This window comes from Streptosporangium sp. NPDC050148 (assembly GCF_055586505.1).
The window spans coordinates 100,188-114,632 of the sequence record NZ_JBVJIA010000024.1 but is presented as its reverse complement, the minus strand read 5'-3'; the positions used below and the strand labels follow the sequence as shown (position 1 = coordinate 114,632).

Genomic DNA, 14,445 nt, shown 5'->3' with positions numbered 1-14,445 from the left:
CTCATGGGCGGTGAAACTCACACATCAAGGAGGTTCCGGCCCGCCCTCCAGATACGCCGCACACCAACTTCCGTGAGATCCCGGTGGTTTCGTCCTGGTCGGTGAGGAAGGTCACCCCAGGTTGGAGTGGCCGGTCGCGGTGGCGAGCGGGTTCCGGCCCGAGCGGTGATCGCCGGCGGACGCCCGGAACCGCCCCGGACTACCCGGACCCGGTGGACCCGGAAGGCCCGGTGGACCCGGAAGGCCCGGAAGGCCCGGGAGGCCGGGGAGCACCGGTGGGCTCGGGGGGCGCGGTGGTGACCGCGGGGGACTCGCCGGAGTCGACGTCGGGTTCGGGCTCCCGGCCGGGGGTCATGATGTTCAGCCTCCTGATCAGGAAGCTGAACCCGGTGTAGTAGACCACCGCGTAGACCAGCCCCATCACGATGATGATCGGTATCCCCTGGGCGTTGGGCGCCGTCCCGTACAGGACCAGGTCGATCAATCCCGAGGAGAAGCTGAAGGCGAGCTTGGCGCCCAGGGCGGAGGCCAGCGCCAGGGAGACGCCGGTCAGCACGATGTGGATCACGAACAGGACCGGTGCGACGAAGATGAAGGCGAACTCGATGGGCTCGGTGATCCCGGTGAGGAACGCGGTGAGCGCCGCGGAGATCATGATCGAGCCGACCGCGGTGCGCCGGTGCGGCGGCGCGGCCCGCCAGATGGCGAGCGCGGCGGCCGGCAGGCCGAACATCAGGACCGGGTAGAAACCGGCCTCGAAGCCACCGTGGCCGACGGCGCCGTTGTTGAAGCAGATCAGGTCCCCGGCGAGCCTCTTGCCGTCCACCACGCACTCGGGGACCTGCGTCCAGATCACGTTGTTGACGATGTGGTGCATCCCGAGCGGGAGCAGGGCGCGGTTGACCATGCCGTAGATGCCGGCGCCGAGCTCGCTGTTGGAGGCGAGCCAGGTCCCGCCGGCGCGGACCCAGCCGCCCAGCACCGGCCAGACGGCGCCGAGGAACACGCCGATCACCAGCCCGGCGAAGGCGGTCAGGATCGGCACCAGGCGGCGTCCGCCGAAGAAGGCCAGCCAGGTGGGCAGCCTGGTGCGGTGGTAGCGCTGCCAGAGCAGCGCCGACACCAGGCCCATGACGATGCCGCCGAGCACCCGGGTCGGGTTCTGCGCACCGAGGTCGAGCACCACGTCCGGGACGCCCGGGGTGCTCCTGTCGAACACCTCGACGGTGATGGACTCCCGCATGCCGGCGTCGAAGAGGATGAAGAACATGTTCATGCTGACGGCGTGGAAGACCAGGTAGCCGACCAGGGCGGCCAGCGCGGTGGAGCCGTCGGCCTTGCGCGCGAACCCGATGGCGACGCCGATCGCGAACAGCACGGGCAGGTTGTCGAACAGGGCGCCGCCCGCGGTGCCGACGACGCGGGCCACGTCGTCGAGCAGCGCGCTGTCGCTCCGGCCCAGCAGGTCGTCCTGCCCGAGCCGCAGCAGCAGGCCCGCGGCCGGCAGGACCGCGATCGGCAGCATCAGGGAGCGTCCCAGACGCTGGAGCACGCTCATCGCGGCGGACCCGGCCGGGGCGGCGGGCAGGCCCGCGTCCGCCGAAGGAGGACTCATACGGGCATTTCCTCCAGGGCTGGAAGGGAGGAGGTCGGCGGGACCGGTCACCCGGAGCGGTCCCCCCGGAAGGCGGGACCGGTCACGAGGGGCGGCGATCGGCGGGACCGGCCGCCGGGACGGACCGGCGGGACGGGCTCACTGGACGGGTTCGGGGGACGGGCGGGGACGGATCCGCGGGCGACCGGGGTCAGCCGCGGCGGGCCGGTGTCTCCAGGATGGTACGGAGCTGGTAGCGGTCGGCGCGATAGGTGGAGACGCCGAGTTCGGCGCAGACGCCCCCGGCGAAGGAGCGCCGCTGGAGCAGCAGCACGGCCCCGCCGCGCGGGATCTTCAGCAGGTCCGCGTCCCCGGGGTCGGCGATGCCGCCGTCGATGGTCAGCTCGCCGGCGTCCAGCACCAGGCCGTAGCGGGTCTCCAGCAGGGCGTACAGGGAACGGCCCGTCAGGTCGTGGGTGTCCAGGTCGGGCGCGATCGAGACCGGGATGTGGGCCCGCTCGATGCACATGGGCTCGTCGGCCGCGGTCCGCAGCCGCTCGATGAAGTGCACCTCGTCGCCGGGCCGGATGCCGAGCTCCCTGGCCAGGTGGGCACTGGCCCGGACCACCCGGCGGTCCAGGTCGCGGGAGCCGGGCTCCATGCCGCGGGCGCGCATCTCGTCGCTGAAGGAGGTGAGCCGCAGCGACATCTCGATCTTGGGACGGGCCACGAAGGTGCCCTTGCCGGCGACCCGCTGGAGGCGGCCCTCGGAGACCAGGTGGTCGACGGCCTGCCGCACGGTCATCCGGGAGAGGCCGAAGCGCTGGCAGAGCTCGCGCTCGGACGGGATCGCCGTGCCGATGGCCAGCTCGTTGTTCTCGATCAGGTCGAGCAGGATCTCCCGCAGCTGGAAGTACTTGGGGACCGGGCTGTCCGGGTCGATGTGCGCCATGAGATTCCTCCCCCCTCGATCTGAGATGACTGATGAGTTATGGTTCGTACTGGTCTAGTCCGGACTAGACCACAGGCCGGAAAAGGGTGTCAACGTACGGACCGGCGACGGATCGATAACGGCCCGATCTCGTCCGTCCGAACCGAAGGATGAGCGCGAGATGACCACCAAGATGCGCAGCGAGATCGCCGAGCAGCCCGCTGCGTTGAGAGCCACGCTCGACGCACTCCTTCCCAGGACCGCGGAGGTGGAGCGGCTCGCGGGGCAGACCCGTCAGCTGCTGTTCATCGCCCGCGGCACCTCGGACAACGCCGCAGTCTACGGCCGGTACCTGGCCGAGGCGCACACGGGCAGGCTCTCCACCCTGGCCGCCCCCTCGATCGCCACCACCTACCGGCGCAGGCTGGACCTGGACGGCGTGCTGGCCGTCGCGCTGTCGCAGTCGGGCCGTACCGAGGAGATCGTCGAGACCCTGACCTGGGCCAAGGACTGCGGGGCCCGGACCGTGGCCATCACCAACGGCGGCGAGGGCACCCCCCTGGCCCAGGCCGCGGACCTGGCCCTGTGCACGGTGGCGGGCGAGGAGAAGGCCGTCCCGGCGACCAAGACCTACACCACCGCGCTCGCCGCGCTGGCCGTGCTCGCCCTCGGCCTGGGGGCCGACGTCGACCGCGACGACCTGCGGCGGGTCCCGGACGCGGTGGAGAAGCTGATCACCGACCCGGGTGACCTGGAGGCGATCGTCGAGGGCCTCGCCGACAAGCCGGGCGTGGTGGTCTCCGGCCGCGGGCTGGCCTTCTCCACCGCGCTGGAGCTGGCGCTCAAGCTCAAGGAGGCGTGCTACCTGCACGCCATGGGCCTGTCCTACGCCGACCTGCTGCACGGCCCGATCGCGGTGGTCGACTCCGACACCCCGGCCCTGCTGGTCGCGGCCGGCGACGGGCCGACCCTGGCCGGTACGGTGGCGCTCGCCGAGCGGGTGACCGGCGCGGGGGCGGCGGCGTACACGGTCGGTGGCGGCACCGCGCTCTCCTCGGTCGCGACCGCCGCGCTGAACGGCCCCGACCTGCCCGAGTGGGTCGCCCCGATGGGCCTGATCGTCCCGGGCCAGCTCCTCACCGAGGCGCTGGCGCGACGGCTGGGGATCGACCCCGACGCCCCGCGCGGCCTCAACAAGGTGACGCAGACCGACTGACGCCGGCGCGGACCGGCGGGTGCCCGCCTCCTCTAGCCTGTTCATGGCCTGGGAGCAGGATGGCCACGATTGGAGGGCGACATGGCGGCCGACGCCGACGCGATCATCGCTGGACTCGGTGGTGCGGGCAACATCATCGAGATCGAACCGTGCATCACCCGGCTGCGCACCGAGGTGCGCGACGCCTCCAAGGTCGACCAGGCGGCCCTGCGCGCGGCCGGTGCGCACGGCGTGATGGCCGCGGGCAACATCGTCCAGGTGGTGGTGGGTCCCGAGGCCGACACGATCGCCAGCGACATCGAGGACATCATCGGCTGACGGGACCGTCCTCGCGGGCGGCGGGCGTGCCGAGGGGAGTGCGGTGACCACGGTTCTGGCACCGGTCACGGGGGTGGCCGTCAGGCTCGGCGCGGTGCCCGACCCGGTCTTCTCCGAGGGCCTGGTCGGCTCCGGCATGGCGATCGAGCCGGACAGGACCCCCGGCCCGGTGGTCGCCCCCATCGCGGGCACCATCGTCAAGCTGCACCCGCACGCCTTCGTCGTGGTCGGCGACGACGGCCGCGGGGTCCTGGTCCACCTGGGCATCGACACGGTCGAGCTCAGGGGCGAGGGGTTCGAGCCGCTGGCCGCCGAGGGCGACCGGGTGAGCGCGGGGCAGCCGGTCATGGCGTGGGACCCGGCCCGCATCGAGGCGGGCGGGCGCCATCCCATCTGCCCGGTCGTGGCGCTGGAGGCCGCGACGGGTACCGTCTCCGGCTTCGCGGCGGGCGCGGTGGCCGCGGGGGACGGGCTCTTCGAGTGGGACGACCCGGCCTGAGGGCTCGCGTCCCGCCGGGGCGGCGGGGATGCTGGAAGGGCCGGCGGTAACAGCGACGGACGACGACGGACGACGACGGGGAAGGAGGGCCTGCCATGGAACCGGCCATGCCGGCCGCGGGAGGGCGGACGAAGGCGGCGCTCTTCGACCTGGACGGGACACTGGTCAACAGCGAGCGGCGGAGCATGGCCATGTGGTCGATGCTGCTGGAGCGGCACGGGGTGAGCCACGACGAGACCGTGCTGCGCGAGTTCATGGGACGGCGGGGCCGCGACGTGCTGGCCGAGCGGGCCCACCTGTTCCCCGGCAGGAAGGTCGAGGACCTGATCGGTGAGGTCCTCTCCTTCAAGGACCATCCCGGCCTGCCCGACATCGTGCCGGTCCCCGGAGCGGCCGAGCTGATCCGCGGCGTCGCGGCGTACGGCTCGCCGATCGCGGTGGTCACCTCCGCGGGCCGCGACTGGGCCGAGGAGCGGCTGGCCCAGATCGGCGTCCGCGACCTGCTGGACACGCTGGTGTCCGCCCTGGACGTGACCAGGGGCAAGCCCGATCCCGAGGGCTTCCTGCTCGCCGCGGCACGGCTGTCGGTGGATCCGGCAGACTGTGTCGTGTTCGAGGACTCGATCGCCGGGATCGCGGCCGCCAAGGCGGCCGGCATGGCCTGCGTGGGCATAGCGACGACCCACGAGGGCACGGACCTGGCCGCGGCCGACCTGGTGGTCGCGGACCTGACGGGGGTCACCTGGCCCCCGGGTACATGAACGACGAGCCGTGCGGTCCCCACCGCGCGGCCGATACGCAGGAGGAACACGTGGCCGAGCGCCAAGTCACCGTCAAGTCAGAGGTCGGCCTGCACGCCCGGCCCGCCGCGACGTTCGTGCAGACGGCGGCCAAGGCGTCCCTGGACGTCACCATCGCCAAGGGATCCGGTGAGCCGGTGAACGCCAAGAGCATCCTGTCGGTCCTCTCGCTGGACGTCAGGGAGGGCGACATGGTGGTGATCAGGGCCGAGGGCGAGGGCGCCGACGAGCTCCTGGACCGGCTGGCCGGGATCGCGTCGGCGCCGTGAGCGCGCTGACGGGGGTGGGCGTGAGCCCGGGGGTCGGTCTCGGCCCCGCCTACGTGCTCGCGTACCGGGCCCCCGTCCCGGAGCCGGGGTCCCGGCACGACGGTGACGCCGCCGCGGAGCTGGCCGTTGCCGTCCGGGCGCTGGAGCGGGTCGCCACCGACCTGGAGGAGCGCGGCGCCAGGGCCGGGGGCGAGGCCGCGGGCATCCTGGAGGCCCAGGCCATGATGGCGCGCGACCCCGGGATGGCCGCCGGGGTGGCCGAGCTGGTCGAGGCGGGTACCGCCGCGGCCCGCGCGGTCCACGAGGCGTTCGGCCGCTACCGGGAGGTGCTCGCCGCCGCCGGAGGCTACCTCGCCGCGCGCGTCGCCGACCTGGACGACGTCAGGGACCGGGCCGTCGCGGTGATCGAGGGCCGTCCGGTCCCGGAGGTGCCCACCGGGGACGGGGAGCCGTACGTCCTCGTCGCCCGGGACCTGGCGCCCGCGGACACCGCGCTGCTCTCCCGGGACGTGGTGGCCGCCTTCGTCACCGAGCAGGGCGGCCCGACCAGCCACACCGCGATCCTGGCCCGCGCCATGGGGGTCCCGGCCGTGGTCGCCTGCCCCGGGGCGGCCTCGATCCCGTCGGGCACCCCGACGCTGGTGGACGGCACCTCCGGCCTGGTGCGGACCGCGCCCTCCGGCGAGGACGTCCTCGCCGCGCGCGACGCCGACGCCGCGCGTCAGGCCGCGCTGTCCGCCGTCACCGGCCCCGGGGCCACCGCCGACGGGTACGCCGTGCCGCTGCTCGCCAACGTCGGCGGACCGCACGACGTGGCCGCCGCGCTGGAGCACGGGGCCGAGGGGATCGGGCTCTACCGGACCGAGTTCCTCTTCCTGGACCGGGCCGAGGCGCCGTCGGCGGCCGAGCAGGAGGCCGCCTACCTGGAGGTGCTGGACGCCTTCCCGGGCGGCAGGGTGATCGTGCGGGCCCTCGACGCGGGCGCCGACAAGCCCCTGGCCTTCCTGCCGCCGGGCGAGCACGAGCCCAACCCGGCCCTGGGGGAGCGCGGGGTCCGGCTGCTGCGCGCGCACCCGGAGGTGCTGGCCGCCCAGCTGACGGCCCTGGCCGCCGCGGCGGCGCGCTCGGCCGGTGCGCTGCGGGTGATGGCGCCGATGGTGGCCACCGCCGAGGAGGCAGCCTGGTTCGCGGCCGCCTGCGACGCGGCCGGGCTGCCGGCGGCGGGCGTGATGATCGAGGTGCCCTCCGCGGCGCTGCGCGCCTCCGACCTGGCCGCGCACGCGGGTTTCCTCTCGGTCGGCACCAACGACCTGACCCAGTACGCGCTCGCCGCGGACCGGCAGCTGGGCGCGCTGACCGGCCTCCAGGACGCCTGGCAGCCCGCGGTGCTCGACCTGGTCGCGCTGGCCGCGCAAGGCGCCGCCGAGCACGGCAGGCCGTGCGGGGTGTGCGGCGAGGCCGCGGCGGACCCGGCGCTCGCCTGCGTGCTCGTCGGGCTGGGGGCCACCTCGCTGTCGATGTCCGCACCCGCGCTGCCCGCCGTACGGGCCGCGCTGTCGCGACACACCCGGGAGCAGTGCGTCCTCGCCGCGGGGGCCGCGCGCGCCGCGACCGGCCCCGAGGACGCGCGCGCCGCCGCCCGCTCCCACCTGCCGGGCCTGGCGGACCTGGCCCTGTGAGACGGGCGGCCGGGTGCGCTCGGACCCGGCCCGGTGAGACGGAGGCCGGGTGCGCCGCGGACCGGCGGCGGGCGCCGGGGCGTCCACCCGGATAGCGTAAGCGTCATGTTTCGGTGGATGCGTGTGACGGGAATCGCGGTGACCGCGTCGATGGCGGCGGTGGCGTCGGTGTTGTCGATGGCGGCCGGATGCGCCGGTTCGGCCAGGACGGCCCCGCCCGCGGCCGGAGCCACCGGGCCGGGCGGGACCCCGGCGAGCTCCGGATCGTCCGGTACGGCGGACGGTACGGGCACCGGTGAGGCGTCGGCGAGCCCCACGGTCCCGGCGACCGCCGCCACCCCGGCGGCGCGGTCGCGGGACGTGGAGGCGGTGCTCGCCTCGATGACCGTGGAGGAGAAGGTCGGCCAGCTCTTCATGCCCGTGCTGTACGGCCAGGCGGCCGACACCGTCTCGGGGGAGAACCAGGCGCGGTTCGGCGCGGGCACCCCGGCGAAGGTGGTCGCCCGCCATCGTCCCGGCGGGGTGATCCTGTTCCCCTGGGCGGGCAACATCAAGAGCGTCCGCCAGGTGGTGGCGCTGACCAACGGGCTGCAGAAGGCGTCGCCGGAGATCCCGCTGCTGATCGCCGCCGACCAGGAGAACGGCAAGGTCTCCCGGCTCGCGCCGCTGGTCACCGACCTGCCCGGGGCCGCCACGATCGGCTCCACCGGGGACGCCTCGCTGGCCCGGCGGGCGGCCGAGGTGACCGGGACCGAGCTGCGCGCCCTGGGGATCAACCTCGACTTCGCGCCGGTGGCCGACGTCAACATCAACCCGCGCAACCCGGTGATCGGCCCGCGCGCGTACGGCTCGGACCCGAAGAAGGTGGCGCCGATGGTGGCCGCCGCGGTCCGGGGGTTCCACGACGCCGGGATCGCGGCCACGGCCAAGCACTTCCCCGGCCACGGCGACACGAGCGTCGACAGCCACACCGGGCTGCCGGTGATCAAGCACTCCCGCGCGCAGTGGGACAGGCTGGACGCGCCGCCGTTCGCCGCGGCCATCGGCAGGGACGTCGACGCGATCATGACGGCGCACGTCGTGATGCCCCGGCTGGACCCCTCCGGCGACCCGGCCACGCTCTCCAGGCCGATCCTGACCGGCCTGCTCCGCGAGAAGCTCGGGTTCGACGGGGTCGTCTCGACCGACGCGCTCGACATGGAGGGCGTGCGGAAGAAGTACGGGGACGGGCAGGTGGCGGTACGGGCGATCCAGGCGGGAGTGGACCTGCTGCTGATGCCGCCGGACTACGACGAGGCCCACCGGGCGGTGCTGGCCGCCGTCCGGTCCGGGAAGATCTCCGAGGCGCGGCTCGACCAGTCCGTCCGGCGCCTGCTGAGGCTGAAGGCCGCCCGCGGCCTGCTGGGGAAGGCGCCGGTGGCCGACCCGGCCAGGGCGGAGCGGGTGCTGCGCTCGGCCGAGCACCGCAGGGTCGCCCGGCTCATCACCTCCAGGGCGCGCTGAGCGGGACGGGACCCGGGATCGGACGCGGCCCAGGGCCAGGGCCGGGGCCGGATCCGGGCCGGGGCCCGCGGGCCCGGGTCAGGCGAGGCCGAGGTTGCCGTTCCTGCCGAGGTTGCCGGTCCTGGAGAGCGAGGTGATCAGCGACTGGACGATGCGGGTGAGGAGTGCCTCGAGCAGCATCACGACCGCCTTGGCGAGCACGGTGGAGAGAAATCCGGACATCAGAGCCTCACAGTGAGAAGGAACACTTAAGGCGATAATTCATACCAAACGTGGATAAGTCACCTATCAGCAGGTTGCTGTTCGGTGAACGTTCGGTGACGTCTCCTGCGTGACGGCCTGGAAGGCCACGGCCGCCGCGGTCGTGGCGGCCGCGCTGCCCAGGGCGATGATCCATCCTGTCGGGCCGAGGACGTGGCAGCCGAAGAACCGGCACAGGCCCGGCACCGAGACGGTCAGGCCCAGCACGGCCAGGGAGACCAGGGACGCCAGCACCACCATGCGGTCCCGGCTGCCCAGGACCAGCGTCTGGAGAAGTTGCGTCGCCACCAGCGCGACCAGGCCCATGGTGTCCGCCCGGCCGCGCGTGCCGGTCATCCGGCCGATCGCCCAGGCCGCGCCCGCCGCGCTCGCCGTGGTGACGGCGCGGAGCTGGATGTCCCGGGTCAGGGAGGCGCCCAGCGAGGCCTCGGGCCCCTCCTGGAGGAGTTTCTCGGGGCTGGCCGCCGCGGGGGGACGGGCCGCGACCGCCATCGCTGGCAGCATGTCGGTGAGCAGGTTGACCAGCAGGAGCTGGCGGGTGTTCAGCACGTTCGCGCCGCTGATCAGGCTGGACCCGACCGCGAAGACGATCTCGCCGATGTTGCCGCCGAGCAGGATGCTCAGCGCGTCGCGGACCGAGCTCCACATGGCCCTGCCCTCGATGATCGCGTCCACGATCGTCTCGATGCGGTCGTCGGTCACCACGATGTCGGCGGCCGACCGGGCCGCCGGGGTGGCGCGGGAACCGAGGGCGATCCCCACGTCCGCGCCCCGGATCGCGGGGGCGTCGTTGGCGCCGTCACCGGTGACCGCGACGACCTTGCCCGCCCGGCGCAGGCAGGCGACGATCCTGGCCTTGTGGGCCGGGGTGGTCCTGGCGAAGACCGTCACGTCGGGCAGCGCCTCCACCAGCGTGTCGTCGTCCAGGTCGTCCAGCTCGGGGCCGGTCATGACCCGCCCGCCGTTCAGCACGTTCAGCTCGGCGCCGATCGCCTCGGCGGTGCTCGGGTGGTCGCCCGTGATCATCACGATGCGCACGCCCGCCCGCGACAGGCGGCCGACGCTCTCGGCCGCGGTGGGCCGTACCGGATCGGCCAGGCCGAGGAACCCCAGGAAGCACATGTCCTGGATGCGGGACTCGTCCAGGTCGCGACGGTCGGAGGCGGCGCGTTCGGCGACCGCGAGCACCCGGTAGCCCCGCCTGGCGAGCTGGTCGAGCTCCTTGCCCAGCTCCGCCTCGACGACGTCGGTGAGCGGGACCACCCGGCCGTCGCGCAACGCGCTCGAACAGCGGGTGACCACGATCTCGGGGGCGCCCTTGACGCTGAGCAGCGGTCCCGAGCCGCCCGTCCCGAGCACGGCGTGGTAGCCGCGTCCCGGCTCGAAGGGAAGCTCGTCGATCCGTTCCCAGGCCCCGTCCTCCTCCGGCGTCACGCCCAGCCGCTCGGCGCCGTTCAGCACGGCCCGGTCGGTGGGGTGCGGGACCGGCCGCCCGTCGTCGTGCCGCGGCCCGGCCCGCAGGCCCGCCGCCACGATCTTCCTGAGCGCGGGCGTCAACGCCTCGACGGGACGCTCGTCCTGCCCGTCCGAGACGCACCTCAGGCTGATGCGCCCCTCGGTGAGGGTGCCGGTCTTGTCGAAGCAGAGCACGTTCACCCGGCCCAGGGCCTCGATCGTGGAGGGGTTGGGCACCAGGGTGTTGCGCGTCGACAGCCGCCGGGCGGCGGCGAGCTCCGCGACCGAGGCGACGAACGGCAGCCCTTCGGGCACTGCGGCGACGGCGAGGCTCACCGCGGGCGCCAGCGCCGCGGGCAGGGACCTGCCCCGCATCAGGTCGGCGACCAGCAGGACCACGCCCGAGCCCACCGCGACCGGCAGGATGCGCCGGCTCAGCGACCGCAGCCGCAGCTGCACGCCCGAGGCCGGGGGCTGCTCCCGGGTGAGCCTGGCGGTCCTGGCCGCCTCCGTGGACTCGCCCGCCGCGACCACCACGGCCAGCCCGACGCCGGCGGCCACCGTGGTCCCCTCGTAGACCATCGACGTGCGGTCGGCGACGGCCGGCGCGTTGACCGGCGCCGGTGACTTGGCGACGAGCTGGGACTCGCCCGTCAGGGCCGACTCGTCCATCTCCAGGTTCGTCGCCTTGGTCACGCGGCAGTCGGCCGGCACGGTGTCGCCCGCGCGCAGCTCGATCACGTCGCCCCGTACGAGCCCGTCGATCGTGGTGCTCACGGGCTGGTGGGGGCGGCGTACCCGCGCCGGGGTCGCGACCGCCTCGGTCAGCCGGTTCAGCGCCCGGTCGGCGCTGAAGCGCTGGCCACCTCCGATGAGCGCGTTGGCGGCCACCACCGTGGCGATCATCGCCGAGTCGGAGACCGAGCCGACCATGGCCGACAGGCCCGCCCCGGCCGCCAGGATCGGCGTCATCGGGTTGACCAGCTCCTCCAGGGACGCGCGGAGCAGCGAGGGCGGGCCCTGCGTGCTCTTCAGCCTCGTCGAGGCCCTGCGGCGCGCGGCCTCGGCCTCGGTGATCCCGCCGGGGGAGGACTCCAGCAGGGAGAGCACGTCCTCGACCGCCATCGCGTGCCAGGGCGTGCGGTCCTCCCGGACCGGGGGCGCCTCCCGGCCGGCGTGCCAGCCCGCCCACTCGCCCATGGCGATGGTCGCGATCGTCGTACAGTCGTTCGCCAGCTGGGCCCTGCCCAGCGCCTGGGCCGAAGAACCGAAGGCGGTCAGCGCGCCGGCGGCCGTGGTGCCCGCGGTGGTGAGCCACACGGAGCGCTCGCTGGTCCTCCTGGCCGGTGCCAGGCAGGTCAGCAGCAGGTGCGCCTCCTCCAGCTCGGCGATCACGTCCGCGTCCCAGGGGGTCCGGCCCGGCCGGCGCGGCACGCCGATGCCCAGGTCGGCCTGGGCCAGCGCGGCCATCCGCCGTGCCGACACCACCGCGACCCCGTGCCCCTGCGCCTGGAGCGCGCGGACCGACCGGGCCAGCCGGGAGCCTCCCGGTACGGTCTCGTCCACCCCGAGCCGCGCGCCGAGCTCGGGCCCGCCGCCGGCCAGCCGCACGGCGCAGCCGCTTCCGGCCGCGGCGACGACGGCGTCCGCCAGCGGATCCACGCCCGGGGTCATGCCGACCAGGGCGACCGGGACGCCCTGCCTCGTCACGCGGACGGCCCGCACGCCCCGGACCTCCCAGCCGGCGGCCTCGGCCGCGACGAGCACGGCCGGGGCCTCGACCGGCTCGGCCGCCCAGCCGTCGCGTTCCCGCCGCGCGCCCGGGTCGCTGAGGTCCAGCAGGGAGTGCAGCCGCGCGTGCAGCCCGTCGGTGTCCGCCCCGTCGGTGCCGGCCCCGTCGCCCAGCGGGACGACATGGTCGATCTCCCAGCAGCCCGTGCCGAGCACGTCGGCGTCCAGGACGACCATGTCGATGCCGTCCATGTGGCGCAGGGCCCGGGAGTCGAGCACGATCGCCCCGCGCCGGGCCAGGGCGCGCCCGATCGCCGAGGCGAAGGACTCCCTGCCCTGTTTCGCGGCCTTGGGCGTGGTCGCGGTGAGCATGGCGACGGTCCGGTGCCGGTCGTGGCCGAGAAGCTGGGTCAGGCCGGAGACGCCCGCCGCCGCGGGGCTCGCGGCACGCTCGAACCGCTCCACCGGGCTGTGCCTCAGCGGGGCCGGGCGCGGGCTTCTGGGCGAGCGGATGTGGCGGTAGGAACCGTCGGCGGAGGCCAGCTCGCGCTCGCGCGCGGCCCAGGCCCGGCGCGTGTCACGTGCCTCCAGGTAGCCGCCGGCGGCGGTGGCCGACTGGATGATCATGCCCAGGGGACGCAGCGCCAGCGTGTGGGTGACGATGTTCGCGGTCACGAGCAGGTCGAACGTGGCCGAGGAACCCAGGCGGCGTTCCAGCCCGGCGCGCACCTTCGGGGTGGACTCGGCCAGGTTCAGCAGGGCGGGGACGATCGCGGGCAGGGCCGGGGCGCGCACGGCGCGTCCGGCGATCGTCAGGCCCGCCCCGAGCAGGGTCGCGCCGAGCCGGATACCGGCCCGCGTGTGACGCTCCACCAGCCTGGCGGCGTGATGCTCGGCGATCATGGAGATGAGGGCCGCGGGTCCCGCCGAGGGGTCCTTCGCGGACGCCGGGTCGTCGGCGTCCTCGGCGTCCTCGGCGTCCTCGGTGTCTTCGTCGTCGTCCTCGTCGGTGCCGGTGATGTCGTCGGCGTCGTCGGCGTCGTCGGCGTCACCGGTGTCGTCGTCGGCGTCCTCGGGGTCGTCGCCGTCGAACGCCTCGACCAGTTCGAGGATCTTCTCCAGGTCGATCGAGGCGGGGTCGCATCCCACGAAGACGGAGCCGAGGACGCCGTTCACCTCCGCGCGCTCGATCCCCTCCAGCCGCAGCAGCAGGCTCTCCAGCCGCCGCGCCTTCTTCCGGCTGCCCGGATCGCCGACCGTGCGCAGGTCGACGCGGAGCCCGCCGGGACAGGCCCTGCTGCCCCGGGAACGCGGCAGCAGGCCGCGGACCGCTTCGGGTACGACGCTCCGGAGGGTTTCGTTGGCGGGTGAGAGCAGGCGGGGCATGAACATCCAGGACTCCGGTGGAAGAAATGACGAGGCCGATCAGGCCGCGGTCGCGCATGGCCTGATCGGCCTCATCATGTGATCACCCGGACGAGCGACCGCCGGCCGAGCTCCTCGACCGGGCGCCGGACGCCCCGGCCCGGGAGGCGGTCGCCCGGGTCGTGCCCGTCCGGGACGTGGCCGTTCTCTGCGAGCTCCGCGAGCTCCGCGAGCTCCGCGAGCTCCGCGAGGCGGCGGTCCGGGACGTGCCGCTCCCGGCCCGTGCGGTGGACGCCGAGGCCCTGGACGCCGGCTTCGTGGTGCGCGCGGCGGGCTTGGCGGTCCGCGACGCGGGCTTGGCGGCTCGCGAGGCCATGCTCCCGGTCCGGGAGGTGGCGCTCCCGCTCCGGGACGCGGGCTTCGCGCTCCGCGAGGTGCCGGACGCGCGTGAGGTGCCGGACGCCCGCGAGGTGCCCGACGCCCGCGAGGTGGACGCCGTCGCCCGGGTGGTGCCGCCGGTGGACCGCGACGTGGCCGCCGAGGTCCGTGCCGCGCCGCTCCGGGTACCGGACGCGGCCCTCGACGCGGTGGTCCGCGTGGTCCGGGACGCGGCACCCGCGGTGCGCGAGGCGGGCCTCGTGGCGCGGGACGTGGTGCTCGCCGTGCGAGACGTCGAGCCTGCGGCCCGTGCGGTGGAGCCCGTGGCGCGGGACGCGGTGGTCCTGCTCCTCGACGTGGAGCCCGCCGCCCGCGACGCCGGTCTCGTCCTTCCGCCGGCCGAGGCCGCCGTACGGGACGTCGCGCTCCGGGTCCGCGGTGTGGTG

General features: G+C 74.6%; 12 protein-coding genes. 8 read left to right on the top strand and 4 right to left on the bottom strand.

Features of this window, described 5'->3' with window-relative positions; genetic code table 11:
* Positions 1-199 precede the first annotated feature (199 nt).
* Positions 200-1,615, bottom strand: coding sequence for a PTS transporter subunit EIIC (locus ACZ6RT_RS25905; protein WP_470156686.1), 1,416 nt, complete (start codon positions 1,613-1,615; stop codon positions 200-202).
* A 190-nt stretch (positions 1,616-1,805) separates the two neighbouring features.
* Positions 1,806-2,546, bottom strand: coding sequence for a GntR family transcriptional regulator (locus tag ACZ6RT_RS25900; RefSeq protein ID WP_399185998.1), 741 nt, complete (start codon positions 2,544-2,546; stop codon positions 1,806-1,808).
* Between the two features lie 160 nt (positions 2,547-2,706).
* On the opposite strand from ACZ6RT_RS25900, the gene ACZ6RT_RS25895 reads away from it, so the two are divergent.
* The 7 genes from ACZ6RT_RS25895 to nagZ all read left to right on the top strand — a co-directional run bounded on the left by ACZ6RT_RS25895 (position 2,707) and on the right by nagZ (position 8,809).
* Positions 2,707-3,741: an SIS domain-containing protein gene (locus tag ACZ6RT_RS25895; RefSeq protein ID WP_399185999.1), complete on the top strand. Its 1,035-nt coding sequence runs from the start codon at positions 2,707-2,709 to the stop codon at positions 3,739-3,741.
* 81 nt (positions 3,742-3,822) lie between these two features.
* Positions 3,823-4,059, top strand: a complete 237-nt coding sequence (locus ACZ6RT_RS25890) for a PTS sugar transporter subunit IIB (protein ID WP_344889252.1) — start codon at positions 3,823-3,825, stop codon at positions 4,057-4,059.
* 43 nt (positions 4,060-4,102) lie between these two features.
* On the top strand, positions 4,103-4,558 hold the full coding sequence (locus tag ACZ6RT_RS25885) for a PTS glucose transporter subunit IIA (protein WP_399186000.1): 456 nt from the start codon (positions 4,103-4,105) through the stop codon (positions 4,556-4,558).
* 95 nt (positions 4,559-4,653) lie between these two features.
* Positions 4,654-5,319 carry an HAD family hydrolase gene (locus ACZ6RT_RS25880; protein ID WP_399186001.1) on the top strand — a complete coding sequence of 222 codons (666 nt, stop codon included), beginning with the start codon at positions 4,654-4,656 and terminating at the stop codon, positions 5,317-5,319.
* A 50-nt stretch (positions 5,320-5,369) separates the two neighbouring features.
* The gene (locus ACZ6RT_RS25875) at positions 5,370-5,627 is read left to right on the top strand and encodes an HPr family phosphocarrier protein (RefSeq protein WP_399186002.1); all 258 of its coding nucleotides are present in this window, start codon (positions 5,370-5,372) and stop codon (positions 5,625-5,627) included.
* Positions 5,624-7,306, top strand: a complete 1,683-nt coding sequence (ptsP, locus tag ACZ6RT_RS25870; protein ID WP_470156683.1) for a phosphoenolpyruvate--protein phosphotransferase — start codon at positions 5,624-5,626, stop codon at positions 7,304-7,306. The genes ACZ6RT_RS25875 and ptsP overlap by 4 nt, the downstream gene beginning before the upstream one ends.
* Positions 7,307-7,423: 117 nt before the next feature.
* A complete protein-coding gene (gene nagZ, locus ACZ6RT_RS25865) occupies positions 7,424-8,809 on the top strand; it encodes a beta-N-acetylhexosaminidase (RefSeq protein ID WP_470156682.1) in 1,386 nt (461 codons plus the stop codon).
* Positions 8,810-8,887: 78 nt separating this feature from the next.
* On the opposite strand, the gene ACZ6RT_RS25860 is transcribed toward nagZ, so the two are convergent.
* Complete coding sequence (locus tag ACZ6RT_RS25860) at positions 8,888-9,031, bottom strand: hypothetical protein (RefSeq protein WP_399186005.1); 144 nt, start codon at positions 9,029-9,031, stop codon at positions 8,888-8,890.
* 66 nt (positions 9,032-9,097) lie between these two features.
* Positions 9,098-13,648 carry a cation-translocating P-type ATPase gene (locus ACZ6RT_RS25855; protein ID WP_470156680.1) on the bottom strand — a complete coding sequence of 1,517 codons (4,551 nt, stop codon included), beginning with the start codon at positions 13,646-13,648 and terminating at the stop codon, positions 9,098-9,100.
* Between the two features lie 170 nt (positions 13,649-13,818).
* On the opposite strand from ACZ6RT_RS25855, the gene ACZ6RT_RS25850 reads away from it, so the two are divergent.
* The coding region (locus ACZ6RT_RS25850; protein WP_470156678.1) for a hypothetical protein at positions 13,819-14,445 on the top strand (627 nt) is incomplete at its 3' end.

Bases quoted from the DNA above. Each gene is read 5' to 3' on its own strand.
- ACZ6RT_RS25880 (WP_399186001.1), top strand. From the start codon at position 4,654: ATGGAACCGGCCATGCCGGCCGCGGGAGGGCGGACGAAGGCGGCGCTC.
- ACZ6RT_RS25855 (WP_470156680.1), bottom strand. From the start codon at position 13,648: ATGTTCATGCCCCGCCTGCTCTCACCCGCCAACGAAACCCTCCGGAGC.
- ACZ6RT_RS25905 (WP_470156686.1), bottom strand. From the start codon at position 1,615: ATGAGTCCTCCTTCGGCGGACGCGGGCCTGCCCGCCGCCCCGGCCGGG.
- ACZ6RT_RS25895 (WP_399185999.1), top strand. From the start codon at position 2,707: ATGACCACCAAGATGCGCAGCGAGATCGCCGAGCAGCCCGCTGCGTTG.
- ACZ6RT_RS25890 (WP_344889252.1), top strand. From the start codon at position 3,823: ATGGCGGCCGACGCCGACGCGATCATCGCTGGACTCGGTGGTGCGGGC.
- nagZ (WP_470156682.1), top strand. From the start codon at position 7,424: ATGCGTGTGACGGGAATCGCGGTGACCGCGTCGATGGCGGCGGTGGCG.
- ACZ6RT_RS25860 (WP_399186005.1), bottom strand. From the start codon at position 9,031: ATGTCCGGATTTCTCTCCACCGTGCTCGCCAAGGCGGTCGTGATGCTG.
- ACZ6RT_RS25900 (WP_399185998.1), bottom strand. From the start codon at position 2,546: ATGGCGCACATCGACCCGGACAGCCCGGTCCCCAAGTACTTCCAGCTG.